The following is an 18,316-nucleotide window of genomic DNA, read 5'->3' as shown; positions in this document are numbered from 1 at the left end:
GCCGCGGCATCGCGCCGTCCGCGAGGCGCGCACGCTCGCACAACAACCAAGATTAGGAGACTCTCTTGTCATTCGTGATCGTCCTCGCCGCGCTGGCGTTCCTGATGTTCGCCGCGTACCGCGGCTACAGCGTGATCCTGTTCGCGCCCGTCGCCGCGCTCGGTGCGGTGCTGTTGACCGACCCCGCCGCCGTCGCCCCCGTCTTCTCCGGCATCTTCATGGAAAAGATGGTCGGCTTCGTGAAGCTCTACTTCCCGGTGTTCCTGCTCGGCGCCGTGTTCGGCAAGGTGATCGAGCTGTCCGGCTTCTCCGAGGCGATCGTCGCGGCCGCGATCCGCTACATCGGCCGCTCGCGCGCGAATGCGGTGATCGTCGCGGTGTGCGCGCTGCTCACCTATGGCGGCGTGTCGCTGTTCGTCGTCGTGTTCGCCGTCTATCCGTTCGCGGCCGAGCTCTATCGTCAGAGCAACATTCCGAAGCGCCTGATGCCGGGCGCGATCGCGCTCGGCGCGTTCTCGTTCACGATGGATTCGCTGCCCGGCACGCCGCAGATCCAGAACATCATCCCGACCACGTTCTTCAAGACGACCGCGTGGGCCGCGCCCGCGCTCGGCACGATCGGCTCGGTCTTCATCATCGTCGTCGGCCTGTCGTATCTCGAATGGCGCCGCCGCTCGGCGCTCGCGCGCGGCGAAGGCTACGGCACGTCGCTCGTCAACGAGCCGGAGCGCGTCGAGACGCAGTCGCTGCCGAATCCGATCCTCGCCGTGTCGCCGCTCGTGCTCGTCGGCGTCGCGAACTTCACGCTGACGAAACTGATTCCAGTGTGGTACGGCGGCGCATCGTACACGGTGCCGCCCGACGTGCTGCCGGGCGTCCACACGCCGATCACGACGCCGATCAAGACCGTCGTCGCGATCTGGTCGGTCGAGGCGGCGCTGCTGCTCGGCATCCTGCTCGTCGTCATCACCGCGTTCAGGCGCGTGCACGAGCGCTTCGCGACCGGCACCAAGGCGGCCGTCGGCGGCGCGCTGCTCGCCGCGATGAACACCGCGTCCGAATACGGCTTCGGCGGCGTGATCGCCGCGCTGCCGGGCTTCATCGTCGTCGGCGACGCGCTGAAGAACATTCCGAATCCGCTCGTCAACGCGGCCGTGTCGGTCAGCTCGCTCGCGGGGATCACGGGCTCCGCGTCGGGCGGGATGAGCATCGCGCTCGCGGCGATGTCGGATCTCTTCATCAAGGGCGCGCAGGCCGCGCAGATTCCGATGGACGTGCTGCACCGGGTCGTCGCGATGGCGAGCGGCGGCATGGATACGCTGCCGCACAACGGCGCGGTGATCACGCTGCTCGCGGTGACGGGCCTCACGCACCGCGAATCGTATCGCGACATCTTCGCGGTGACCGTCATCAAGACGCTCGCGGTGTTCTTCGTGATCGCCGTCTATTATCTGACGGGGCTCGTCTGATCCGGCGACGGGCGCAACGCGCCCGTCCAGCGGCGGCAGCCCGACTGCTTCGGCGCGGCGCCGCCCGCTGCATCGGCCCGGCGCTCGCCGATCGACGGCGCGCCGGGCCGATTGCGTTTTCGCTCATACTTTTTGCCGTGACGCGCCGCCGCAACATGCGGGTTTGCGCGTACACCGAACGGCTCATTGTTCAACGCGCCGCAGCGCGCCGTCGGGCCGCCCGGCCCCACGGCTCCAACATCTCGCAAAATTCTCATTGCCGTCGTCCGGTTCGGCTAAACTGCATTGAAGCAGTTCGCAGAGCAACATTTCCTACTTCACGACACGAGGACACGTTCAATGCGCACGACCGGTTCTTCCGGGGCCATGACCCTGTTGACCGAATTCGATCAGGCCGACGGGCGCGAGCTTCGCTCGCTGCGTCTCGCGGCCACCGAAGACGGTAAAAGCGTACTGCTTATCGAAATCGACGAACGCAAACCCGGCATCCATCGGGAAGTACGCTACGAGATCACACCCGCCGAGTTGATCGCCGCGATACGTTCGCACGGCGCGGAACTGCCGGGCGAAACGCACGGCACCGTTCCGCTCGCCCGCACCGCGGCGCCCTGATCCGCCGCCGCGGTGAAGCCGAGGCTGGCCCGCGCCCTCGCCGTCTTCGCCGCGCGTCCATGCGCGGCGCGATCTCCTTTCCGAAAATAGCCGATAATCGGCACATCAACGCGCTTCATGCCGCGCGCGCTTCGCGGCGATCGTCCATCGTTTCGTCATGCTTCATGATCTCGTCGCCCGTTTCGGGCCGCTCATCGTGTTCGTCAACGTGCTCGCGGCCGCGATCGGCCTGCCCGTGCCGGCCATGCCGACGCTCGTGCTGTTCGGCGCGATGGCGACGCTGCATCCGGACGCGCTCGGCGCGCAGCTCGCGCCCGTGCTCGCGCTCGCGGTGCTCGCGGCGCTGATCGGCGACACCGTGTGGTACGTGGCAGGCCGGCATTTCGGCGGCCGCGCGCTGAAAACCTTATGCAAGCTTTCACTGTCGCGTGACAGTTGCGTGAAGAAGACCGAGCGTTTCTTCGGCCGCTGGGGCGTGCGCGTGCTCGCCGTCGCGCGCTTCATTCCCGGTCTGTCGCTGATCTCGGTGCCGATGGCGGGCGCGCTCGGCACGCGCTATCGCACCTTCGTCGGCTACGACGGCCTCGGCGCGCTGTTGTGGGCGGGCTGCGGCGTCGCCGTCGGGTTCGTGTTCGCGCGGCAGATCGACTGGCTGTTCACCGGCGCGAACCAGCTCGGCCGCGCGGTGCTCGCCGTGATCGTCGCGCTGCTCGCGCTCTATACGGCCGTGCGCTGGATGCGCCGCCGCGCGCTGATTCGTCAGCTCGCGAACGCGCGGATCGACGTCGACGAGCTCGATCGGCTGCTGCAAACCGATTCCGCGCCGATCGTCTTCGACACGCGCTCGGCGGAGCATCGCAAGCTCGACCCCTATGCGATCCCCGGCGCGCAATTCGCCGACGAGCGCGATCTGCGCGACATCGTCGCGCGCTATCCGGCGACGCAGAAATTCGTGATCTATTGCTCGTGTCCGAACGAGGTGTCGGCGGCGCTGATGGCGCAGCGCCTCAAGCAGGCAGGCTTCGCCGATGCGCTCGCGCTGCGCGGCGGCCTCGACGCATGGCGCGACACCGGCCGGCAGTTGATCGAGCTCGATTCGCAACTGGCAAGCGAAGTGGGGCTCGCGCCCGCGCACAAAACCGCCTGATCCCACTTCCGCTGATCGGAGCGATCCGTCCTGGCTGCCCGATTCGCGTGATCGGTCGGGCGCGCGGCCGCACACGCGCGCATCACGCGAATCAGGCCGAACGGTGCCGGCCGGCGCGTGAACACTCACGTCGAACGCCGTCGCCGAACACCGATGCCGCAACCGCCGTCGCCGCGGCCGAAAGCGCGAACGCCCCGTCGGCCGCCTCGCGCTCGCCGCCGCTCGAATCGTTTCGGCGTGCTCAGAACACCTTCACCGGCACGTTCACGACGAGCCGGTATTCCTGGTTGGTGCTGTCCGAGTAATGCGCCGAACCGACGTGCCACATCGCGATGAACGTGATCTTCGTGTCCTTGAACTTGCCGCTCTGGATCGTGTACGACGGAATGAAGCCGAACTCGTGATGGCGGCCCTGCACCGGCGCGCCGTCCTTCCAGTAGATGCTCGAGCGCGTCGGATCGAGCGCCGCGCTCGCGGAGCCGTCCGCGCCCCAGCCCGTCACGCCCCACACCGTCGCCTTGAAGCCGGGCAGGCCCGCGTCCTTGCCGTAGAACGTGTAGCGCAGCTGCAGCGATTTCTCGTGCGGCGCGTTGTAGTCGACGTCCATCGAATCGACGAGGAAGACGCCGTTCGTTTCGTTCAGGTAATCGAAGAACTGGTCGCCGAGCACCTGCTGATAGCCGAGCAGCAGCTCGTGCGGGCCATGCTGCGCGGCGAGCGACAGGCTGTATGCGTTGTTGTCGATCTTGCCCTGGCGCGCATCGCCCGTGTCGTGCGTCGAATAGAAGTTGCCGAAGCCCGTCCACTTGATCGTCTGCGGCGAGCCGTAGCTCTGCTTGACCGAGCCGTAGTACTGGCGCCATACGTCGTCGGCCTGGCCTGCGTAAAACGTCGCCGAGCCCGTCGACGAATAATCCCACGTGCCGCCCAGATACGTGAAGCGATCCACGCGCGTGCCGCCGTATTGCGTCGTCAGGTTCGTGAGCGTCGTATGGCCGCGCGCGTTGGTCTTCGTGAAGCTGCCCGCTTCGAGCATCACGTTCTTGAATTCGTTGCTGACGATCGTGGCGCCGAGGAACGTCGGCGGCAGCGCGCGGTTGTCGTGCTGCTCCATGAACGGATTGTCGACCGCCTGCAGGCCGTACTTGATCACCGTGTTCGAGATGCGCGCCTTCACGTCGTAGATGCCGGGAAAGGCCCACGCGAGCTGGTTCGAGCCGCCGCCGCCCTTCGCGATGTGCACCATGTTGCCCGCGCCCGCGCCGCCGTCGAGCTTCAGCGCCGCGTAGATCGACGCGTCGACGCCGAAGCCGATCAGCCCGCCCGTGTAGCCGGACTCGAAGTTCGCCATCACGCCCTGCACCCATGCATGGCGATGCGGTCCGCCCTTCGCGTCGAGCACGTCCGCGTAGTTGCGCAGCAGCACGTCGAAATGGCTGTCGGCAATGAAGCCCTTCGACTTCGCCTGGCTCGACACCGGTTCCGCCGGCATGACCTCCTGCGTGGCGTCGGCGTTGATGACCGCGTTCGGCGTCGTCGCCTGCTGCGCGAGCGGCGCGGCGGGCGCCGCATCGTCCGCGCGCGCCGCGCCTGCGATCGACACGCCGGCAAGCACCGGCAGTCCCCACGCGAGCACGACTGCCCGCGCGACCCTCTTCATCGGTTGATGTTGTGTCATTGCGCTTCTCTTTTTATGTTGACTACCCACGCGCCGGCCGCGATGCGCGGCCGGCGACACCCCAACGCGCCGCCGTAACGGCGCGTCTTCCCACGGCGCGAAGTTCTTTCGCGCCGTCCACACCCCTGTTGGCTTATTGTGTCTTTGTCGGTACTGCTCAGCGCTGCGCGCCGGCGACGCCTGCCCGGATGCACGCGACGCGCGCGGACGATCCGCCGCGCACCTCCGGCTGCGGCACCTCGCGCGCGCATGCATCGATCGCATCCGGGCAGCGCGTGCGGAACACGCAGCCCGATGGCGGATCGAGCGGAGAAGGCATCTCGCTCGCGAGCAACAGCGGCCGCCGCGCGCGTTCGCGCGCGGGCTCCGGCGTCGGCGCGGCGGCGAGCAGCGCGCGCGTGTACGGGTGCTGCGGCGCGCCGTACACGTCGCGACGCGCGCCGAACTCCATCACGCGGCCGAGATACATCACGAGCACGCGCTGGCTGATCGCCTTGACGACCGCGAGATCGTGCGCGACGAACAGATAGGAGAGCGACAGTTCGCGCTGCAGATCGCGCAGCAGATTGACGATCTGCGCCTGGATCGACACATCGAGCGCGGACACGGGCTCGTCGCAGATCACGAGATGCGGCTCGCCGATCAACGCGCGCGCGATGCCGACGCGCTGGCACTGGCCGCCGGAAAATTCATGCGGATAACGAAGCAGATGATGCGCGTTCAGGCCGACGCGCTCGAGCATCGTCAACACGCGGCGGCGCACCTCGTCGCGGCCGATGCCTGGCCGATGCGTGACGATGGGCTCGGCGACGACCTGCTCGATCGTCATCCGCGGATCGAGCGACGCGAGCGGGTCCTGAAAGATCATCTGCATCTCGCGGCGGATCTTGCGCGCGTCGCGGCGCGCGCCCGTCACGATCGGCTCGCCGCGCCACTGCACGGTGCCCGCCGTCACCGGCGCGAGGCCGATCAGCGCGCGCGCGAGCGTCGACTTGCCGCAACCCGATTCGCCGACGAGCCCGACGGTCTCGCCCCGCTTCACGTCGAACGACACGCCGTCGACCGCGCGCAGCGTGCCCTTCGGCGACCACGGATAGCCGCCGAGCGGCACGCGGAAATGCACTTTGAGATCGCGCACCGACAGCAGCGCATCGGCATCCGGCGGCGCGCCGTCGCGTTGCGCATCGGCATTGGGCGCGCCGATGCCGGCGGCGCCCACGCCGCCCGACGCATCCGGCGAATCCGGCGAATCCGGCGCGAACGAGGACGTAGAGGAAATGAGATCAGTCGCGGCGCTCATCGCAGCCCTCCCATGATTTCCGCGATGGGTCGATGACACGCGCGCACGGCGCCCGCGTCCGAATAGGCGGCCAGCTCGGGGCGCTCGGCGCCGCAGCGATCCGACGCGTGCGAGCAGCGCTTCGCGAACGCGCAGCCGCGCATTCCCTGGCCGGGCAGCGGCGGATTGCCGGGAATCGCGACGAGCGGCGCGCCGTCGGGCGCATCGAGGCGCGGCAGCGCGTTCAGTAGCCCGATCGTGTACGGATGCGACGGCGCGGAGAAGATCGCGTCGGCGCTCGCGTACTCGACCGTGCGGCCCGCGTACATCACCATCACGTCGTCGGCGAGCCCCGCGACGACGCCCATGTCGTGCGTGATCAGCACGATCGACGTGCCGCGCTCGCGGTTCAGCTCGCGCAGCAGCTCGATGATCTGCGCCTGCACGGTGACGTCGAGCGCGGTCGTCGGCTCGTCGGCGATCAGGATTTCGGGCTCGAGCAACAGCGCCATCGCGATCATCACGCGCTGGCGCATGCCGCCCGAGAATTCGTGCGGATACATCCGGATTCGGCGCGCCGCGTCAGGAATCCTGACCGATTCGAGCGCCTCGACCGCGCGTCGGATCGCATCCCGGCGCGACATCTTCCGATGAAGCTGCAGGCTTTCCGTCATCTGCCGTTCGATCGTCAGGAACGGATTGAGCGACGTCATCGGGTCCTGAAAGATCATGCCGATCCGGTTGCCGCGCACTTCGTTCAACTGCCGCGCGCTCATCCGCAGCAGGTTCTCGCCGTCGAACAGCGCCTCGCCCGATGTCGAGCCGTTGCCCGCGAGCAGGCCGAGCAGCGCCATCACCGTCTGGCTCTTGCCGGAGCCCGATTCGCCGACGATGCCGAGCGTCTTGCCCCCTTCGAGCGAGAACGACACGCCCGACACCGCGTCGACCGGCTCGCCTTCCCTGCGCGTGAAGCGCACGCCGAGATTCTTGACTTCGAGTAGCGCCATATCTCAGCGGTCCTTCGGGTCGAGTGCGTCGCGCAGACCGTCGCCGACGAAGTTCACGCAATAGAGCGTCACGCACAGCATCACGGCGGGCGCGAGCAGCAGCCACGGCATCGCTTCGAGCTTCTGCGCGCCGTCCTGGATCAGCACGCCCCAGCTCGTCATCGGCTCCTGCACGCCGAGCCCGAGAAACGACAGCACCGATTCGGTCAGCACGATCGCCGGCACGCTGACGGTGGCATAAACCACCACCACGCCGAGCAGGTTCGGCACGATGTGGCGCCGGACGATCGCGGCCGGCGTGACGCCGATCGCACGCGCCGCGTCGACGAACTCGCGCGTGCGCAGCGACAGCGTCTGGCCGCGCACGACGCGCGCCATGTCGAGCCACGAGAACGCGCTGATCGTCAGCACGACGAGGATGAACGAGCGGCCGAACAGCGTCATCATCAGGATCGCGATCAGCAGATACGGAATCGCGTACATCATGTCGACGACCCGCATCATCGTCGCGTCGACGCGGCCGCCCGCGAAACCCGCGATCGCCCCCCACGCTACGCCGAAGAGCCCCGACACGAACGTGCCGAGCAGGCCGACTTCGAGCGACACGCGCCCGCCGATCAGCGTGCGCACGAGCAGATCGCGGCCGAGCTCGTCGGTGCCGAACCAGTGCATGTTCGCGACGGTCGGCGCGAGGCTGATCGACGACCAGTCGCTCGCGGCCGGATCGTTAGGAGAAAGAAGCGGCCCGACGAAGCACGCGAGCGCGATCAGGACGAGCACCGCGAGGCTCGCGAGCGCCGCGCGGTTGCGCACGAAGCGCCGTGCGGCGAGCTCGAGCGGCGTGCGCGAGCGCGGCGGCGTATCGGCCGGCTGCGGCACCTCGATCGAAGAGGAAACAGGCGTCATCGCGTCGCCCTCTCAATAGCGGATGCGCGGATCGAGCCACGCGTACGCGAGGTCGACCAGCAGGTTGAACAGCACCGCGCAGACGGTGGTCAGCACGACGAGGCCGAGCACGAGCGTGTAGTCGCGATTGATCGCGCCGTTGACGACGAGCTGGCCCAAGCCCGGCAGCGCGAACACCGATTCCGTCACGACGGCCGCGGTGATCGACGAGATGCAGACCGTGCCGAACAGCGACACGACGGGCATCAGCGCGGGCTTCAGCGCGTGGCGCAGCACGATCGTGTGGCCGGGCAGGCCCTTCGCGCGCGCGGTGCGGATGTAGTTGCTCGACAGCGTCTCGATCATCGAGCCGCGCATCACGCGCGCGAGCAGCGACACGTTGATCAGCGTGAGCAGCGTGACGGGCAGCACGCGATAGCGCCAGCCGCCGTCGCTCCAGCCGCCGGCAGGCAGCCAGCCCACGCCCTCGGAGGTCTTCAGCAGGATCGCGAAGATCAGCACGAGCACGGGGCCGAGCACGAACGGCGGTATCACGTTGCCGAAGTTGCCGATCAGCATCACGAAGCGATCGACGAAGCTGTCGCGCCGCACCGCGGCGATCGTGCCGAGCAGCACGCCGAGCACGATCGACAGCGGAATCGACACGCCGCCGACGCCGAGGCTCACGGGAAACGCCTTGCGCACCAGATCGTTGACGGACCAGTCCGTATAGCGGAACGACGGGCCGAGATCGCCGTGCAGCAGGGAGCCGAGATACAGCAGGTACTGCTTCCACAGCGGCTCGTCGAGATGGTATTTCGCGTTCAGGTTCGCGAGCGTCGCGGCGGAAAGCTGCTTCTCGCTGTCGAACGGCCCGCCGGGCGTGAAGTGCAGCAGCAGGTAGCAGACGGTGACGACCGCGAGGATCGTCGGCACCGCCCACAACGTGCGCCGCAATGCATAGGCCAGCATGGTCGGCTCCGCTCAGTGCTTGGTCAGGTACATGTCCTGCGAGGCGCGCATGTCGATGTAGTTCGTCAGCGTGTAGCCGCCGACGTAAGACTTCACGAGACGGTCCGCCGAATACTGGAACAGCGACAGCATCGGATAGTCGCTCATCGCGAGATCGTGCGCCTGCGTGAGCAGCGCCGTGCGCGCGCCTTCGTCGAGCTTCTGGTTCGCGTCGGCCACGAGCGAATCGACCTTCGAATTGCAATAGCCGACCGTGTTCTGCGGGCTGCCGCAGCGGATCAGATCGAAGAACGTCATCGCATCGTTGTAGTCGGCGAACCAGCCGTCGCGCGCGACCTGCACCTTGCCGTCATGACGCTGCTTCATCAGCACCTTGAACTCGACGTTCTCGAGCTTCGCCGTCACGCCGAGCTTCGTGCGCCATTCGGACGCCGCGAAGAGCGCGACCTTCTTGTGCAGGTCGTTCGTGTTGTAGGTCAGCGTGAACACGAGCGGATTCGCCTCGCCGTAGCCCGCCTGCTTCAGCAGATTCTTCGCGTAGTCGACGCGCTTGGCCATCGGCCACGACGCCCAGTCCGGCGTGAACGGCTTCTGCACGCCCTTCACGCCCTTCGGCATCAGTCCGTACATCGGCACTTCGCCCGCCTGCGTGATCTTCGACGTGAGGATGTCGCGATCGAGCACCATCGCGAGCGCCTCGCGCACGCGCTTGTCCTTCAGCGCCGGATCGCTGTTCTTCAAGTAGTAGTAGTACGTCGCGAGCTGCAGCCCCGGGCGCAGCTCCTTGCCGAACTGCTTGTTGACCTGGCCGAAGGCGCCCGCGGGAATCGAATACGTGTAGTCGATCTGGCCCGCCTGGTACATGCGCAGCGCGGTTTCGTCGTTCTCGATCGGCAGATACGTGACCTTGCGGATCACGACGTTGCGCGCGTTCCAGTACTTGTCGCTCTTCGCCATCAGGATGCGGTTGTTCGGCTGCCAGTCGACGAGCGTGTACGCGCCGTTGCTCACGATGTTCTTCGGGCGCGTCCACGCATCGCCGAACTTCGCGACCGCGTCCTTGTTGACGGGCGCGAGCGGCGCCATCGCGGTGAGCTCGGGGAAGTACGACACCGGCACCTCGGTTTGCACTTCGATCGTGTACGGATCGGCCGCGCGAATGCCGAGGCTGCTCGGCGGCTGCTTGCCCGCGATGATCGCCGATGCGTTCTTCACGAACTCGACGAGGATCGTGTACTTCGAGCCCGTCTTCGGATCGACGAGACGCTGCCACGAATACACGAAATCCGCGGCCGTCACCGGCTGTCCGTTGCTCCACTTCGCGTCGCGGCGCAGCTTGAAAATCCACGTATCCGGCGCCTTGTGCTCCCACGATTGCGCGACGCCCGGCACCACGCTTCCGTCCGCCGCGATACGCGCGAGCCCTTCGAACAGATCGAGGCCGATCGTGTTGCCCGTCCACGATTCGATGTGCGCGGGATCGAGCGACTCGACCTCCGCGGGCATCTGTCGCGTCATGTCCTGCTGATCGGCGAGGACGACGTTCGAGGGAACGGAGACGGCCGAGGCGGATTGCGACGTCGTCAGGGCGAGCGCGGCCAGCACGGCCGCGAAGGCATGCGTGTGTTTCATCGTGTGCGATTGGTAGTGATAGCGGGAATGCAGCGCGCGACACGAGGCCGTGCGCGGCGCGGCGCGAAGAACGCTTATGGGCGCGCGAAAACGGGAGGCCCCTGGTTCCTGAATTTCATATTAGTCATCCTTACGTTCCTTTCGACAGGCACCCCGTCGAAAGAACGAAGGAATGCCCCGTCTTAGAACAGCCTCGGCGTCCCGACCCAGACCACCACCGACTCGATCTTCGCGGTGTTGACCCAGCTGTGCGGGACCGTCGACTGGTAATGCGCACTGTCACCTGCATACAGAACGAACGACTTGCCTTCCAGCGTCAACGAAACTTCACCCTCGATCACATACAGGAATTCCTCGCCTGCATGCGTCGTTACCTCGGAGCGCTTCTGCCCGGGCGGCATCCGCACGAGAATCGCCTCGAGCTGGCGCCCTTCCGGCACGTTCGTCAGCCGCGCGAACAGGTTCGCCGAATCGGCGAAGCTGAAGAAGCGCAACTGATCGCCGCGGCAAACCGAACGCTCCTCGCTCGGCGTCTCGACGAAGTACTGCACCGTGACGCCCAGCGCGTGCGCGATGCCGGCCAGCGACGTGATGGACGGCGATGCGAGCCCGCGTTCGACCTGCGACAAAAACGGCTTGGAAATACCCGCGGCGGTCGCTGTTTCGTCGAGCGTGCGCTTCAACCTCTGCCGCAGCGCCCGAATCTTGCTCCCGAGCGCGATGCCGGCATTGGCAGGCCGCGTGTTTTCAGTGGAAGGAACCATAGCAGGCCGAAATCTTATCGTCAAAAAATGTTTGATGGAAAATAACGAAGTTTGATAGATATGACTTACTCTTCGTCGTCTCGCGCAGCGCTGTCGCCCCGAAGCGGACGCAGCAAGCCGTGGCGCCGAAATCGAGACAGCACGCTATCTTGCCAGACTCGCCGCCTTCACAGGCAAGCTGCAAGCGGGTTTGCGGGTGTTGCGGCGGAGCTCGACCAACGGCTTTCAACCCGCCCACGACCATGAGCAGCAAAGAAGACAGCCCTCTTTTTCGGGGATTACCCTGAGTGACGAAGATCCGACACGCCGCGAGAATCGCGGCCGCCCGGCGGACTGCGACGATCTCGCGGTCCGCATGTTTTTCAACGGTGAAGTCGCGCGGACCATCCGCCGCGCGCCGCGCCTCGTCTTGCGCCCCGATCGGTGCGCTTGCCCGCTTATCGACATGACGACCCTTTCCACTTTGCCGCGCGCCACGCGCGCGCGCCTGAGCACCTCGCCCCCTTCACCGCGCAACCCTCCGGCCGGCACCGATCCGCCGGGACCGGTTCGCGGCCGCACAGCGGCCGGCGTCTCGCCCGCCATCCGCCGCGCCGCCGCGCGCGGCGTTTCGTCTGTTCAATCCAGAGGTGCACAATGAATACTCGCGTCTCCCAGACCCGCTCGTTCACGACGGTCTTCCTGATCGAAATGTGGGAGCGTTTCGGCTACTACGGGATGGCGGCCCTGCTCGTCCTGTTCATGGTCGACAAGCTCGGCTTCACCGACGGCCAGGCGAACCTGACCTGGGGCGCGTTCACCGCGCTCGTCTACGCGTCGCCGTCGATCGGCGGCTGGATCGGCGACAAGGTGCTCGGCGCGCGCCGCTCGATGATCATCGGCGCCGTCGTGCTGTGCGCGGGCTACCTGATGCTTGCGATTCCGAACGATCATCTGGCGTTCATGTACGCGTCGCTCGGCGTGATCGTCGTCGGCAACGGGCTCTTCAAGTCGAACGCCGCGAATCTCGTGCGCCGCATCTATGAGGGCGACGACGCGCGCATCGACAGCGCGTTCACGATCTACTACATGGCCGTCAACATCGGCTCCACCGCGTCGATGCTCGCGACGCCGTGGATCAAGGATCACTGGGGCTGGCACACGGCGTTCGCCGTCTGCTGCGCGGGGATGGTGCTCGGCATCCTCAACTTCGTGCTGATGCACCGCACGCTCGCGCGCATCGGCTCGCAGCCCGACGCGCAGCCCGTTCACTGGCGGCGCCTCGCCGCGGTCGCGGCGGGCGGCATCGCGCTCGGCCTCGTCACGATGTACGTGCTCGGCCACAAGCAGCTCGCGGTCGCGAGCGTGTGGGCCGCCGCGTTCGCGATCCTCGCGATCTTCGCGTACATGATCGCGAAATCGAACCGTTCCGAGCGCTCGGGCCTCATCGCCGCGCTGCTGCTGATCGCGCAGGTGATCCTGTTCTTCATCTTCTACGTGCAGATGCAGACGTCGCTCACGCTGTTCGCGCTGCGCAACGTCGATCCGCGCTTCATGCTGTTCGGCACGACGCTCTTCACGTGGAGCCCCGCGCAGTTCCAGGCGCTCAATCCGATCTGGATCATGCTGCTGAGCCCCGTGCTCGTCGCGATCTACAACGGGCTCGGCAAGCGCGGCCGCGATCTGCCCGTCGCCGGCAAGTACGCGCTCGGCTTCGCCGTCGTCGCGATCGGCTATCTCGCGTTCGCGATCAGCGGGCGCTTCGCGGTCGACGGCCGCGTGTCGTCGTGGTTCATGGTCGCGGGCTACGGCTTCTACTCGCTCGGCGAGTTGCTCGTGAGCGGCCTCGGCCTCGCGATGATCGCGCGCTACGTGCCGGCCCGGATGGGCGGCTTCATGATGGGCGCTTACTTCGTCGCGACGGGCGTATCTCAATATCTCGGCAGCGTCGTCGCGAATTTCGCGCAGATGCCGTCGAACGATCTGCCGGCGACCGCGTCGCTGCCGCTCTACATCGAGCTGTTCACGGGCCTCGGCTGGCTCGCCGCGGGCGGCACGGCGATCGGCCTGCTGATGCTGCCGCTGATGAACAAGCTGTCGCGTGAGCATCACCGCTGCGAGACGGAGCGCCGCGAAGCGCAGGCGGTTGCCGCGCACTAGTGAAATCCCTCGACATGTAACTTGCGCGCCACATTCTCCCTACGGTTCGCCCGCAAGCGTCCTACACTGAAACCAACTCGCCGGCACGGGCGACATCGGCAGGGAGAGAACGATGAAAAACAAGACTACGAGGCTTTGGCGGATGCTGTCGGACATCCGCCGCGCACAGCGCTGCACGGCGCTGCGCGCGGCGGCGGCCGCCGCTGACGTGGACGCGCTCCTGACCGAGCGCGACGACGATCCTCCCAACGCGGACGACGCGACGCAGGACGACGCGTCGAGCGCGAAGCGCGCGAGGACCGATCTGCGCCATTGACACCGCCGCGCCGCGCGCGCCGCCTGCGCGCGGCTTTTTCGTCCCGTCAGCTCGGCAACAGCATCAACGTGTCGCCGACGCCTCTCTCGCCCGTTGCGTCGGACGGATGTCCGACCGTTTTGCCGCCGATCACCATGTTGCTCGAGCCGCCCCCGTCGAGATTGACGGCCGACGTCGCGCCGAGCCACGCCATCACCGCCGCCGTCTCCGGAATGCTCGTGCCGACGCTCAGCGCCGGCTGCCGGCCGTCGATCTCGACGAGCAGGATCGTGCCGTCGGCCGCGACGCCCGCCGCCGTGCGCCCGTTGCGCGCGACGTACCAGCCGTTGTACCAGCTGCCGTTCGCGGCGCCGCCTTCGCCCGCGTCGACGCCGCCCACCGTCGGCGCAAAACCCTCCTGCGCGGCGCTTTGCGCGAGATTCGGCACCGACAGCGTCGGCCCCGCCTCGACGAGCGACGTGCCCGACGCGAGCGCGAGATCCGCGCCGTTCGCCGACAGCCGCTGCGATGCGGCGAGGCGCGTGCCCGGCGCCGCGTGCGCCTGCAGCCACGCGGCGCTCGCGCCGAGCCCCTGCAGCACGTAGCCGTTCGGCGGCGGCGCCGCGCCGAGCGTCGCGTGACCCGCGACGACGACGCCGTTCGCATCGACCACGAGTTCATATCGCGCGCCCTGATAGCCGGCGTCGACGAGCGTGTTCGATGCGCCGCCGCGCAGGTACAGCGCGTCGTACATCACGAGATCGTCGTAATTCGTGCAGACCGTGTCCTGCGCGGGCTCGCTCGTCGGCACTTTCGCCTGCACGCCGCAGTTGGCGACCGTGCCGAGGATCGGCCGATTCAGCGTCTGCACCGCGATCGTGCCGCCCTGCGCGTCGGTCAGCGTGATCGCCGTCGCGAGATTGCGCGCGATCGTCGCGCGCTGGCGGCCGTTCGCGTCGCGCGTGAGCAGCAGGCCGGGACGCTTGCCGATCGCCGCGGCGACGAGACGCCCGTCGACCACCGTCGCGCCGACGGGCGAGCGCGGCGGCAGCGGCGCGCCGAACGGATTGACGTTCGTGAAGAAGCCGCCGTTGACGCCGGCGAGCGCGTCGACGCGCGCCCGCGCGGCCGACACCGTCTCGCCGCCCGCGCCGAGATCGTTGCCGCCCGGCAGCGCAATCGACAGCTTCGCGCCGGCCTGCGACGGATCGATCGCGAGCACGTTGACGATCCACGGCCCCGTCGTCGGATTGCCGGCGAGCGACGTATGCCGCGTGCCGGGCTTGTAGCGGTTCTGCGTCGCCTGCGCGATCTGCGTGGCCGCGGCCGTTGCATCGGCCTGCGCCGCGTAGCGGCCGACCGACAGCCAGTAGCCGAGCACCTTGCCCTGCAGGTCGGTGCCCGCCGACGCGTCGACGCGCGTCGCGAAGCCGGCGGCGGCCAGGTTCGCCGCATCGGCCTGGGTTGCGGCCTGCGTCGCGTAGAAACCGATGTTGACGGTCCAGAAATCGGCCGCGCTCGGCGCGCCGCGCTTGATCTGGTAATAGGCGACGCCCGTCGCGACCGTTTGCGACGACACGTTCTGCGCAAGCCCTTGCGGACCGAGCGGCATTTCACTCGCGGGCATCGCCCAGCGCTGCGCGGCGGGCGTCAGATCGTCGCCGCCGCAGCTCGCGAGCGCCAGCGCGAGGGCGGGAAGTAGGCGCGCGGCAAGGATGCCAATTGAATTCGTAGTCCGCAAGATTCTTCCTCGGTCGATTTCGTCCGTTGCTGCCCATTGCGACGCAACGGCGGGGACCGAGTATACGAACCGCCCATGACGGCGCGGTTAAACGCAAGGCGACGCACGCGAGCGGGCGAGCGAGCGGGCGGGCGGGCGCGGACGCGTTGGTCAAATGGATCGATCGCGCTGGAGCGGCGAAGCCGGCGCGCGCAATTCGAGCCGAACGCACGACAGGCGCAATGCACGCAATGCGCGCTCGCGCCGCGCGACGTAACGCCTCGCGTCGCCCGGCCGACCGCGCTCGCCTTTTCGGGCAAGCCGCGCCGATCGATTTCGTCGACGATGTCCGCCATGCAATCGTGCGGCGATGCGTGCGCGACGCTGCCGTCGTCGTTCGCGACGATGCCGATGCAGCGGCCGCGTTACGGACTCCGTATCGAGCGACGGTTTGCGGTTTGCGGTTTGCGGTTTGCGGTTTGCGGTTTGCGGTTTGCGGTTTGCGGTTTGCGGTTTGCGGTTTGCGGTTGGCGGTTGGCGGTTGGCGGTTGGCGGTTGGCGGTTGGCGGTTCGCGGTTGGCGGTTCGCGGTTCGCGGTTCGCGGTTCGCGGTTCGCAAACACTTGGCGCAAACGGCGCGGATACGTTCACGGCAAGCGGCAACGTATCGAACATGCTTGCCGCGACGAGCCGGTACGGCGCATCGACCGCGCGCGGTACAAGGCGCACATATCGGCGCGCATATCGGCGAGCATCGCGGCGATCAGGCGGCTGTCGGCAGGACTGATCGACACGTTGGAGCGTCGAGCGCGGCTAAGGCGTTCGAGCGTCAGCGGCTCGTGCGCGTCCGGACGACGGCGGCTCGACACGCAGACGAGTCGGCCCGGAAACGGCAACTGCGGCGAAATCGAATCCGGATGCGCGTCGCCCGCTTGCTTCACGCAATGACGCTTCTGCGCAAGCGCTGGAACAGGAGATCCGAGCTCGCGACGGTCAGCATCAGCGTGAGCGCGCACGCATCGGCGGCGAGGCCGACGCCGAATTGCAGCATCCGCGCGTTGCCTTGCATGCCGTGCAGCAGCGAATCGAACGTCAGCGAGATCGCCGCGCCGACGACGAAGCACAGCATCCCGCGCTGCCCGACCGCGACGACGGGCCACGCCGCCCGCGCGATCCGCGCGATCCAGCCGTGGCGGACGAGCTCGGCCATCAGCCACGCGAACGCGACGAAGTTCATCACGCGCGGCCACGCGAGATGGCGCTTGAGCTCACCCTCCGGCAGCGGCAGCCCGGCAAACAGCTTGTAGTACGCGCACGCGAGCACGACCGCCAGCGCGACCGCGGTGATCGCCGCGCCGCCCGGCCGCGCCGCAACGTCGCGATGCAGCGGCCAGCAGCGCACGATCACGCCGACCACGAACATCAGTTGCCACGCGAACGGGTTGAAGCTCCAGCGGAACGAATCGGTGTCGAGAAGATCGGCCGCGAGCCACGGCGCGCAGCTCCACATCAGCACGCTGCCGAACAGCAGCCACCACGGCTTCGCGCGCGCGAGCGGCACGACCGCGGGCGTCGCGAGCGCGAACAGCACGTACATCGGCAGCACCGAAGCGAGATACGGCTGGCGCTTGAAGGTCAGCAGCTCGACGAGCCCCGTCAGCGGCGATGCGAGCAGCACGCTGATGTCGTCGAGCGCCATGTTCGGCGCGTCGATGCCGTAGTGATCGAGCGCGGCCGATACCACGAGCATCAGCGTCGACGTCGCGAGAAACGCGCGGTAGATCTGCGCGGCGCGGCGCACGAAACGGCGCCGCGCCGCGCCCGCGCCGTGGCGCGCACAGACCGCGAGATACGCGCTCGCGGTCGCGAAGCCGCCGAGGAACACGAACACCTCGGCCGCGTCGCACAACGCGAACGCGTGCAGCGTCACGCGCGACAGCACGCTCGCGCCGATGTGGTCGACGACGATCGTCAGCAGCACGAGGCCGCGAAAGAAATCGACCTCGATCGAGCGTCCGGCGGCCGCTTGGGCAGACATGACGGGAACGCTCATCGCACGGCCGGACCGATGCGCGCGGCGCGCGCCGGGCGAACTGCGGAAAGCGGGAAAGTCGGGCTTGCGAGCCGTTCTGCCGCGGCGCAATGCAAATGCCGGCTGAAAATCCGGCGATGCGCCGACGTGACGGAGCAACGCCCCTGCGACGTGAAAACATGACCGTTCATGGGCGGGCCCGCGGGCGAAAGAATTCGTCTAAAAATTTTAATCGCCGCTCAGGGTATGCCCTAAGTAACAAAATGCAACGAAATCTTTAGCCGGATTACAAGACGGATCGCGCGTCGCGAATGCCGCCGGGCATGCGGCGTGCTCGGCGCAACGGGATTGATTCGCGTGCGTGTCATGCGGTCGGCGCGCGGTGGGCGTCGGCAAGCGCGTCGCCGCGCAGCAGCGAATCGCGCGGCGGACGCATCGTGTAATCGGCTGCAATGCGCCGGCTCGCATCACGGCCGTCGATTGGCGAATCCGTCAGCCGGGATCTCCGTGACGCAGCGCGTCACCGGTCGCCGGTCGTGGTTCGACGTTGATCGGTCATCGAATTGCGGAATTGCCGATTTGCCGATTTGCCGATTTGCGGATTTGCGGATTTGCGGATTTGCGGATTTGCGGAATTGCGGAATTGCGGAATTGCTAATTCAGCCGTTCAGCCGTTCGGCGGTTCG

15 protein-coding genes and 1 pseudogene are annotated in these 18,316 nt (G+C 67.4%); 7 read left to right on the top strand and 9 right to left on the bottom strand.

Features of this window, described 5'->3' with window-relative positions:
- Nucleotides 1-65: 65 nt before the first annotated feature.
- The 4 genes and pseudogenes from X946_RS28705 to X946_RS28690 all read left to right on the top strand — a co-directional run bounded on the left by X946_RS28705 (nt 66) and on the right by X946_RS28690 (nt 3,228).
- On the top strand, nt 66-1,469 hold the full coding sequence (locus X946_RS28705; RefSeq protein ID WP_038755230.1) for a GntP family permease: 1,404 nt from the start codon (nt 66-68) through the stop codon (nt 1,467-1,469).
- A 137-nt stretch (nt 1,470-1,606) separates the two neighbouring features.
- A pseudogene (locus X946_RS36775) lies at nt 1,607-1,839 on the top strand (hypothetical protein).
- On the top strand, nt 1,809-2,081 hold the full coding sequence (locus tag X946_RS28695; RefSeq protein WP_038755227.1) for a hypothetical protein: 273 nt from the start codon (nt 1,809-1,811) through the stop codon (nt 2,079-2,081). Before X946_RS36775 ends, X946_RS28695 begins: the two are co-directional and overlap by 31 nt.
- A gap of 157 nt (nt 2,082-2,238) precedes the next feature.
- Nucleotides 2,239-3,228 (top strand): DedA family protein/thiosulfate sulfurtransferase GlpE, encoded by a 990-nt coding sequence (locus X946_RS28690; RefSeq protein WP_038755225.1) that lies wholly within the window; start codon nt 2,239-2,241, stop codon nt 3,226-3,228.
- Between the two features lie 241 nt (nt 3,229-3,469).
- Here X946_RS28690 and X946_RS28685 read toward each other — a convergent pair whose 3' ends face one another.
- The 7 genes from X946_RS28685 to X946_RS28655 all read right to left on the bottom strand — a co-directional run bounded on the left by X946_RS28685 (nt 3,470) and on the right by X946_RS28655 (nt 11,445).
- Nucleotides 3,470-4,906, bottom strand: a complete 1,437-nt coding sequence (locus tag X946_RS28685; RefSeq protein WP_052145222.1) for an OprD family porin — start codon at nt 4,904-4,906, stop codon at nt 3,470-3,472.
- Nucleotides 4,907-5,063: 157 nt separating this feature from the next.
- A complete protein-coding gene (locus tag X946_RS28680; protein ID WP_038755221.1) occupies nt 5,064-6,206 on the bottom strand; it encodes an ABC transporter ATP-binding protein in 1,143 nt (380 codons plus the stop codon).
- Nucleotides 6,203-7,192 (bottom strand): ABC transporter ATP-binding protein, encoded by a 990-nt coding sequence (locus X946_RS28675; RefSeq protein WP_038755219.1) that lies wholly within the window; start codon nt 7,190-7,192, stop codon nt 6,203-6,205. Before X946_RS28675 ends, X946_RS28680 begins: the two co-directional genes overlap by 4 nt.
- Nucleotides 7,193-7,195: 3 nt before the next feature.
- On the bottom strand, nt 7,196-8,098 hold the full coding sequence (locus X946_RS28670) for an ABC transporter permease (RefSeq protein WP_038755217.1): 903 nt from the start codon (nt 8,096-8,098) through the stop codon (nt 7,196-7,198).
- 12 nt (nt 8,099-8,110) lie between these two features.
- Nucleotides 8,111-9,049: an ABC transporter permease subunit gene (locus X946_RS28665; protein ID WP_038755215.1), complete on the bottom strand. Its 939-nt coding sequence runs from the start codon at nt 9,047-9,049 to the stop codon at nt 8,111-8,113.
- 12 nt (nt 9,050-9,061) lie between these two features.
- A complete protein-coding gene (locus tag X946_RS28660) occupies nt 9,062-10,681 on the bottom strand; it encodes a peptide ABC transporter substrate-binding protein (protein WP_038755213.1) in 1,620 nt (539 codons plus the stop codon).
- Nucleotides 10,682-10,863: 182 nt separating this feature from the next.
- Complete coding sequence (locus tag X946_RS28655) at nt 10,864-11,445, bottom strand: cupin domain-containing protein (protein WP_038755211.1); 582 nt, start codon at nt 11,443-11,445, stop codon at nt 10,864-10,866.
- Between the two features lie 636 nt (nt 11,446-12,081).
- On the opposite strand from X946_RS28655, the gene X946_RS28650 reads away from it, so the two are divergent.
- Nucleotides 12,082-13,584, top strand: coding sequence for a peptide MFS transporter (locus X946_RS28650; protein ID WP_038755209.1), 1,503 nt, complete (start codon nt 12,082-12,084; stop codon nt 13,582-13,584).
- Between the two features lie 112 nt (nt 13,585-13,696).
- A complete protein-coding gene (locus X946_RS28645) occupies nt 13,697-13,900 on the top strand; it encodes a hypothetical protein (protein WP_038755208.1) in 204 nt (67 codons plus the stop codon).
- A gap of 46 nt (nt 13,901-13,946) precedes the next feature.
- Here the strand turns inward: X946_RS28645 and X946_RS28640 are convergent, their stop codons facing one another.
- Nucleotides 13,947-15,620 (bottom strand): phosphodiester glycosidase family protein, encoded by a 1,674-nt coding sequence (locus X946_RS28640; RefSeq protein ID WP_038755206.1) that lies wholly within the window; start codon nt 15,618-15,620, stop codon nt 13,947-13,949.
- A 146-nt stretch (nt 15,621-15,766) separates the two neighbouring features.
- Here X946_RS28640 and X946_RS35380 point away from each other — a divergent pair, with 146 nt between their 5' ends.
- On the top strand, nt 15,767-16,546 hold the full coding sequence (locus X946_RS35380) for a hypothetical protein (protein ID WP_161788715.1): 780 nt from the start codon (nt 15,767-15,769) through the stop codon (nt 16,544-16,546).
- Here the strand turns inward: X946_RS35380 and X946_RS28630 are convergent.
- Nucleotides 16,536-17,636 carry an OpgC domain-containing protein gene (locus X946_RS28630; protein ID WP_394335888.1) on the bottom strand — a complete coding sequence of 367 codons (1,101 nt, stop codon included), beginning with the start codon at nt 17,634-17,636 and terminating at the stop codon, nt 16,536-16,538. The two genes, X946_RS35380 and X946_RS28630, sit on opposite strands and share 11 nt — an antisense overlap.
- Nucleotides 17,637-18,316: the final 680 nt, after the last annotated feature.

The sequence above is a fragment of the Burkholderia sp. ABCPW 111 genome (genome assembly GCF_000773065.1).
Taxonomy (GTDB): domain Bacteria; phylum Pseudomonadota; class Gammaproteobacteria; order Burkholderiales; family Burkholderiaceae; genus Burkholderia; species Burkholderia savannae.
Note: the sequence above shows the minus strand (reverse complement) of the source record. Positions and strands in the feature narration are given on the sequence as shown.

Excerpts from the sequence above, each read along its gene's own strand:
- X946_RS28695 (WP_038755227.1), top strand. The coding sequence starts at position 1,809 with ATGCGCACGACCGGTTCTTCCGGGGCCATGACCCTGTTGACCGAATTC.
- X946_RS28690 (WP_038755225.1), top strand. The coding sequence starts at position 2,239 with ATGCTTCATGATCTCGTCGCCCGTTTCGGGCCGCTCATCGTGTTCGTC.
- X946_RS28685 (WP_052145222.1), bottom strand. The coding sequence starts at position 4,906 with ATGACACAACATCAACCGATGAAGAGGGTCGCGCGGGCAGTCGTGCTC.
- X946_RS28680 (WP_038755221.1), bottom strand. The coding sequence starts at position 6,206 with ATGAGCGCCGCGACTGATCTCATTTCCTCTACGTCCTCGTTCGCGCCG.
- X946_RS28675 (WP_038755219.1), bottom strand. The coding sequence starts at position 7,192 with ATGGCGCTACTCGAAGTCAAGAATCTCGGCGTGCGCTTCACGCGCAGG.
- X946_RS28670 (WP_038755217.1), bottom strand. The coding sequence starts at position 8,098 with ATGACGCCTGTTTCCTCTTCGATCGAGGTGCCGCAGCCGGCCGATACG.
- X946_RS28665 (WP_038755215.1), bottom strand. The coding sequence starts at position 9,049 with ATGCTGGCCTATGCATTGCGGCGCACGTTGTGGGCGGTGCCGACGATC.
- X946_RS28660 (WP_038755213.1), bottom strand. The coding sequence starts at position 10,681 with ATGAAACACACGCATGCCTTCGCGGCCGTGCTGGCCGCGCTCGCCCTG.
- X946_RS28655 (WP_038755211.1), bottom strand. The coding sequence starts at position 11,445 with ATGGTTCCTTCCACTGAAAACACGCGGCCTGCCAATGCCGGCATCGCG.
- X946_RS28650 (WP_038755209.1), top strand. The coding sequence starts at position 12,082 with ATGAATACTCGCGTCTCCCAGACCCGCTCGTTCACGACGGTCTTCCTG.
- X946_RS28645 (WP_038755208.1), top strand. The coding sequence starts at position 13,697 with ATGAAAAACAAGACTACGAGGCTTTGGCGGATGCTGTCGGACATCCGC.
- X946_RS28630 (WP_394335888.1), bottom strand. The coding sequence starts at position 17,636 with ATGTCTGCCCAAGCGGCCGCCGGACGCTCGATCGAGGTCGATTTCTTT.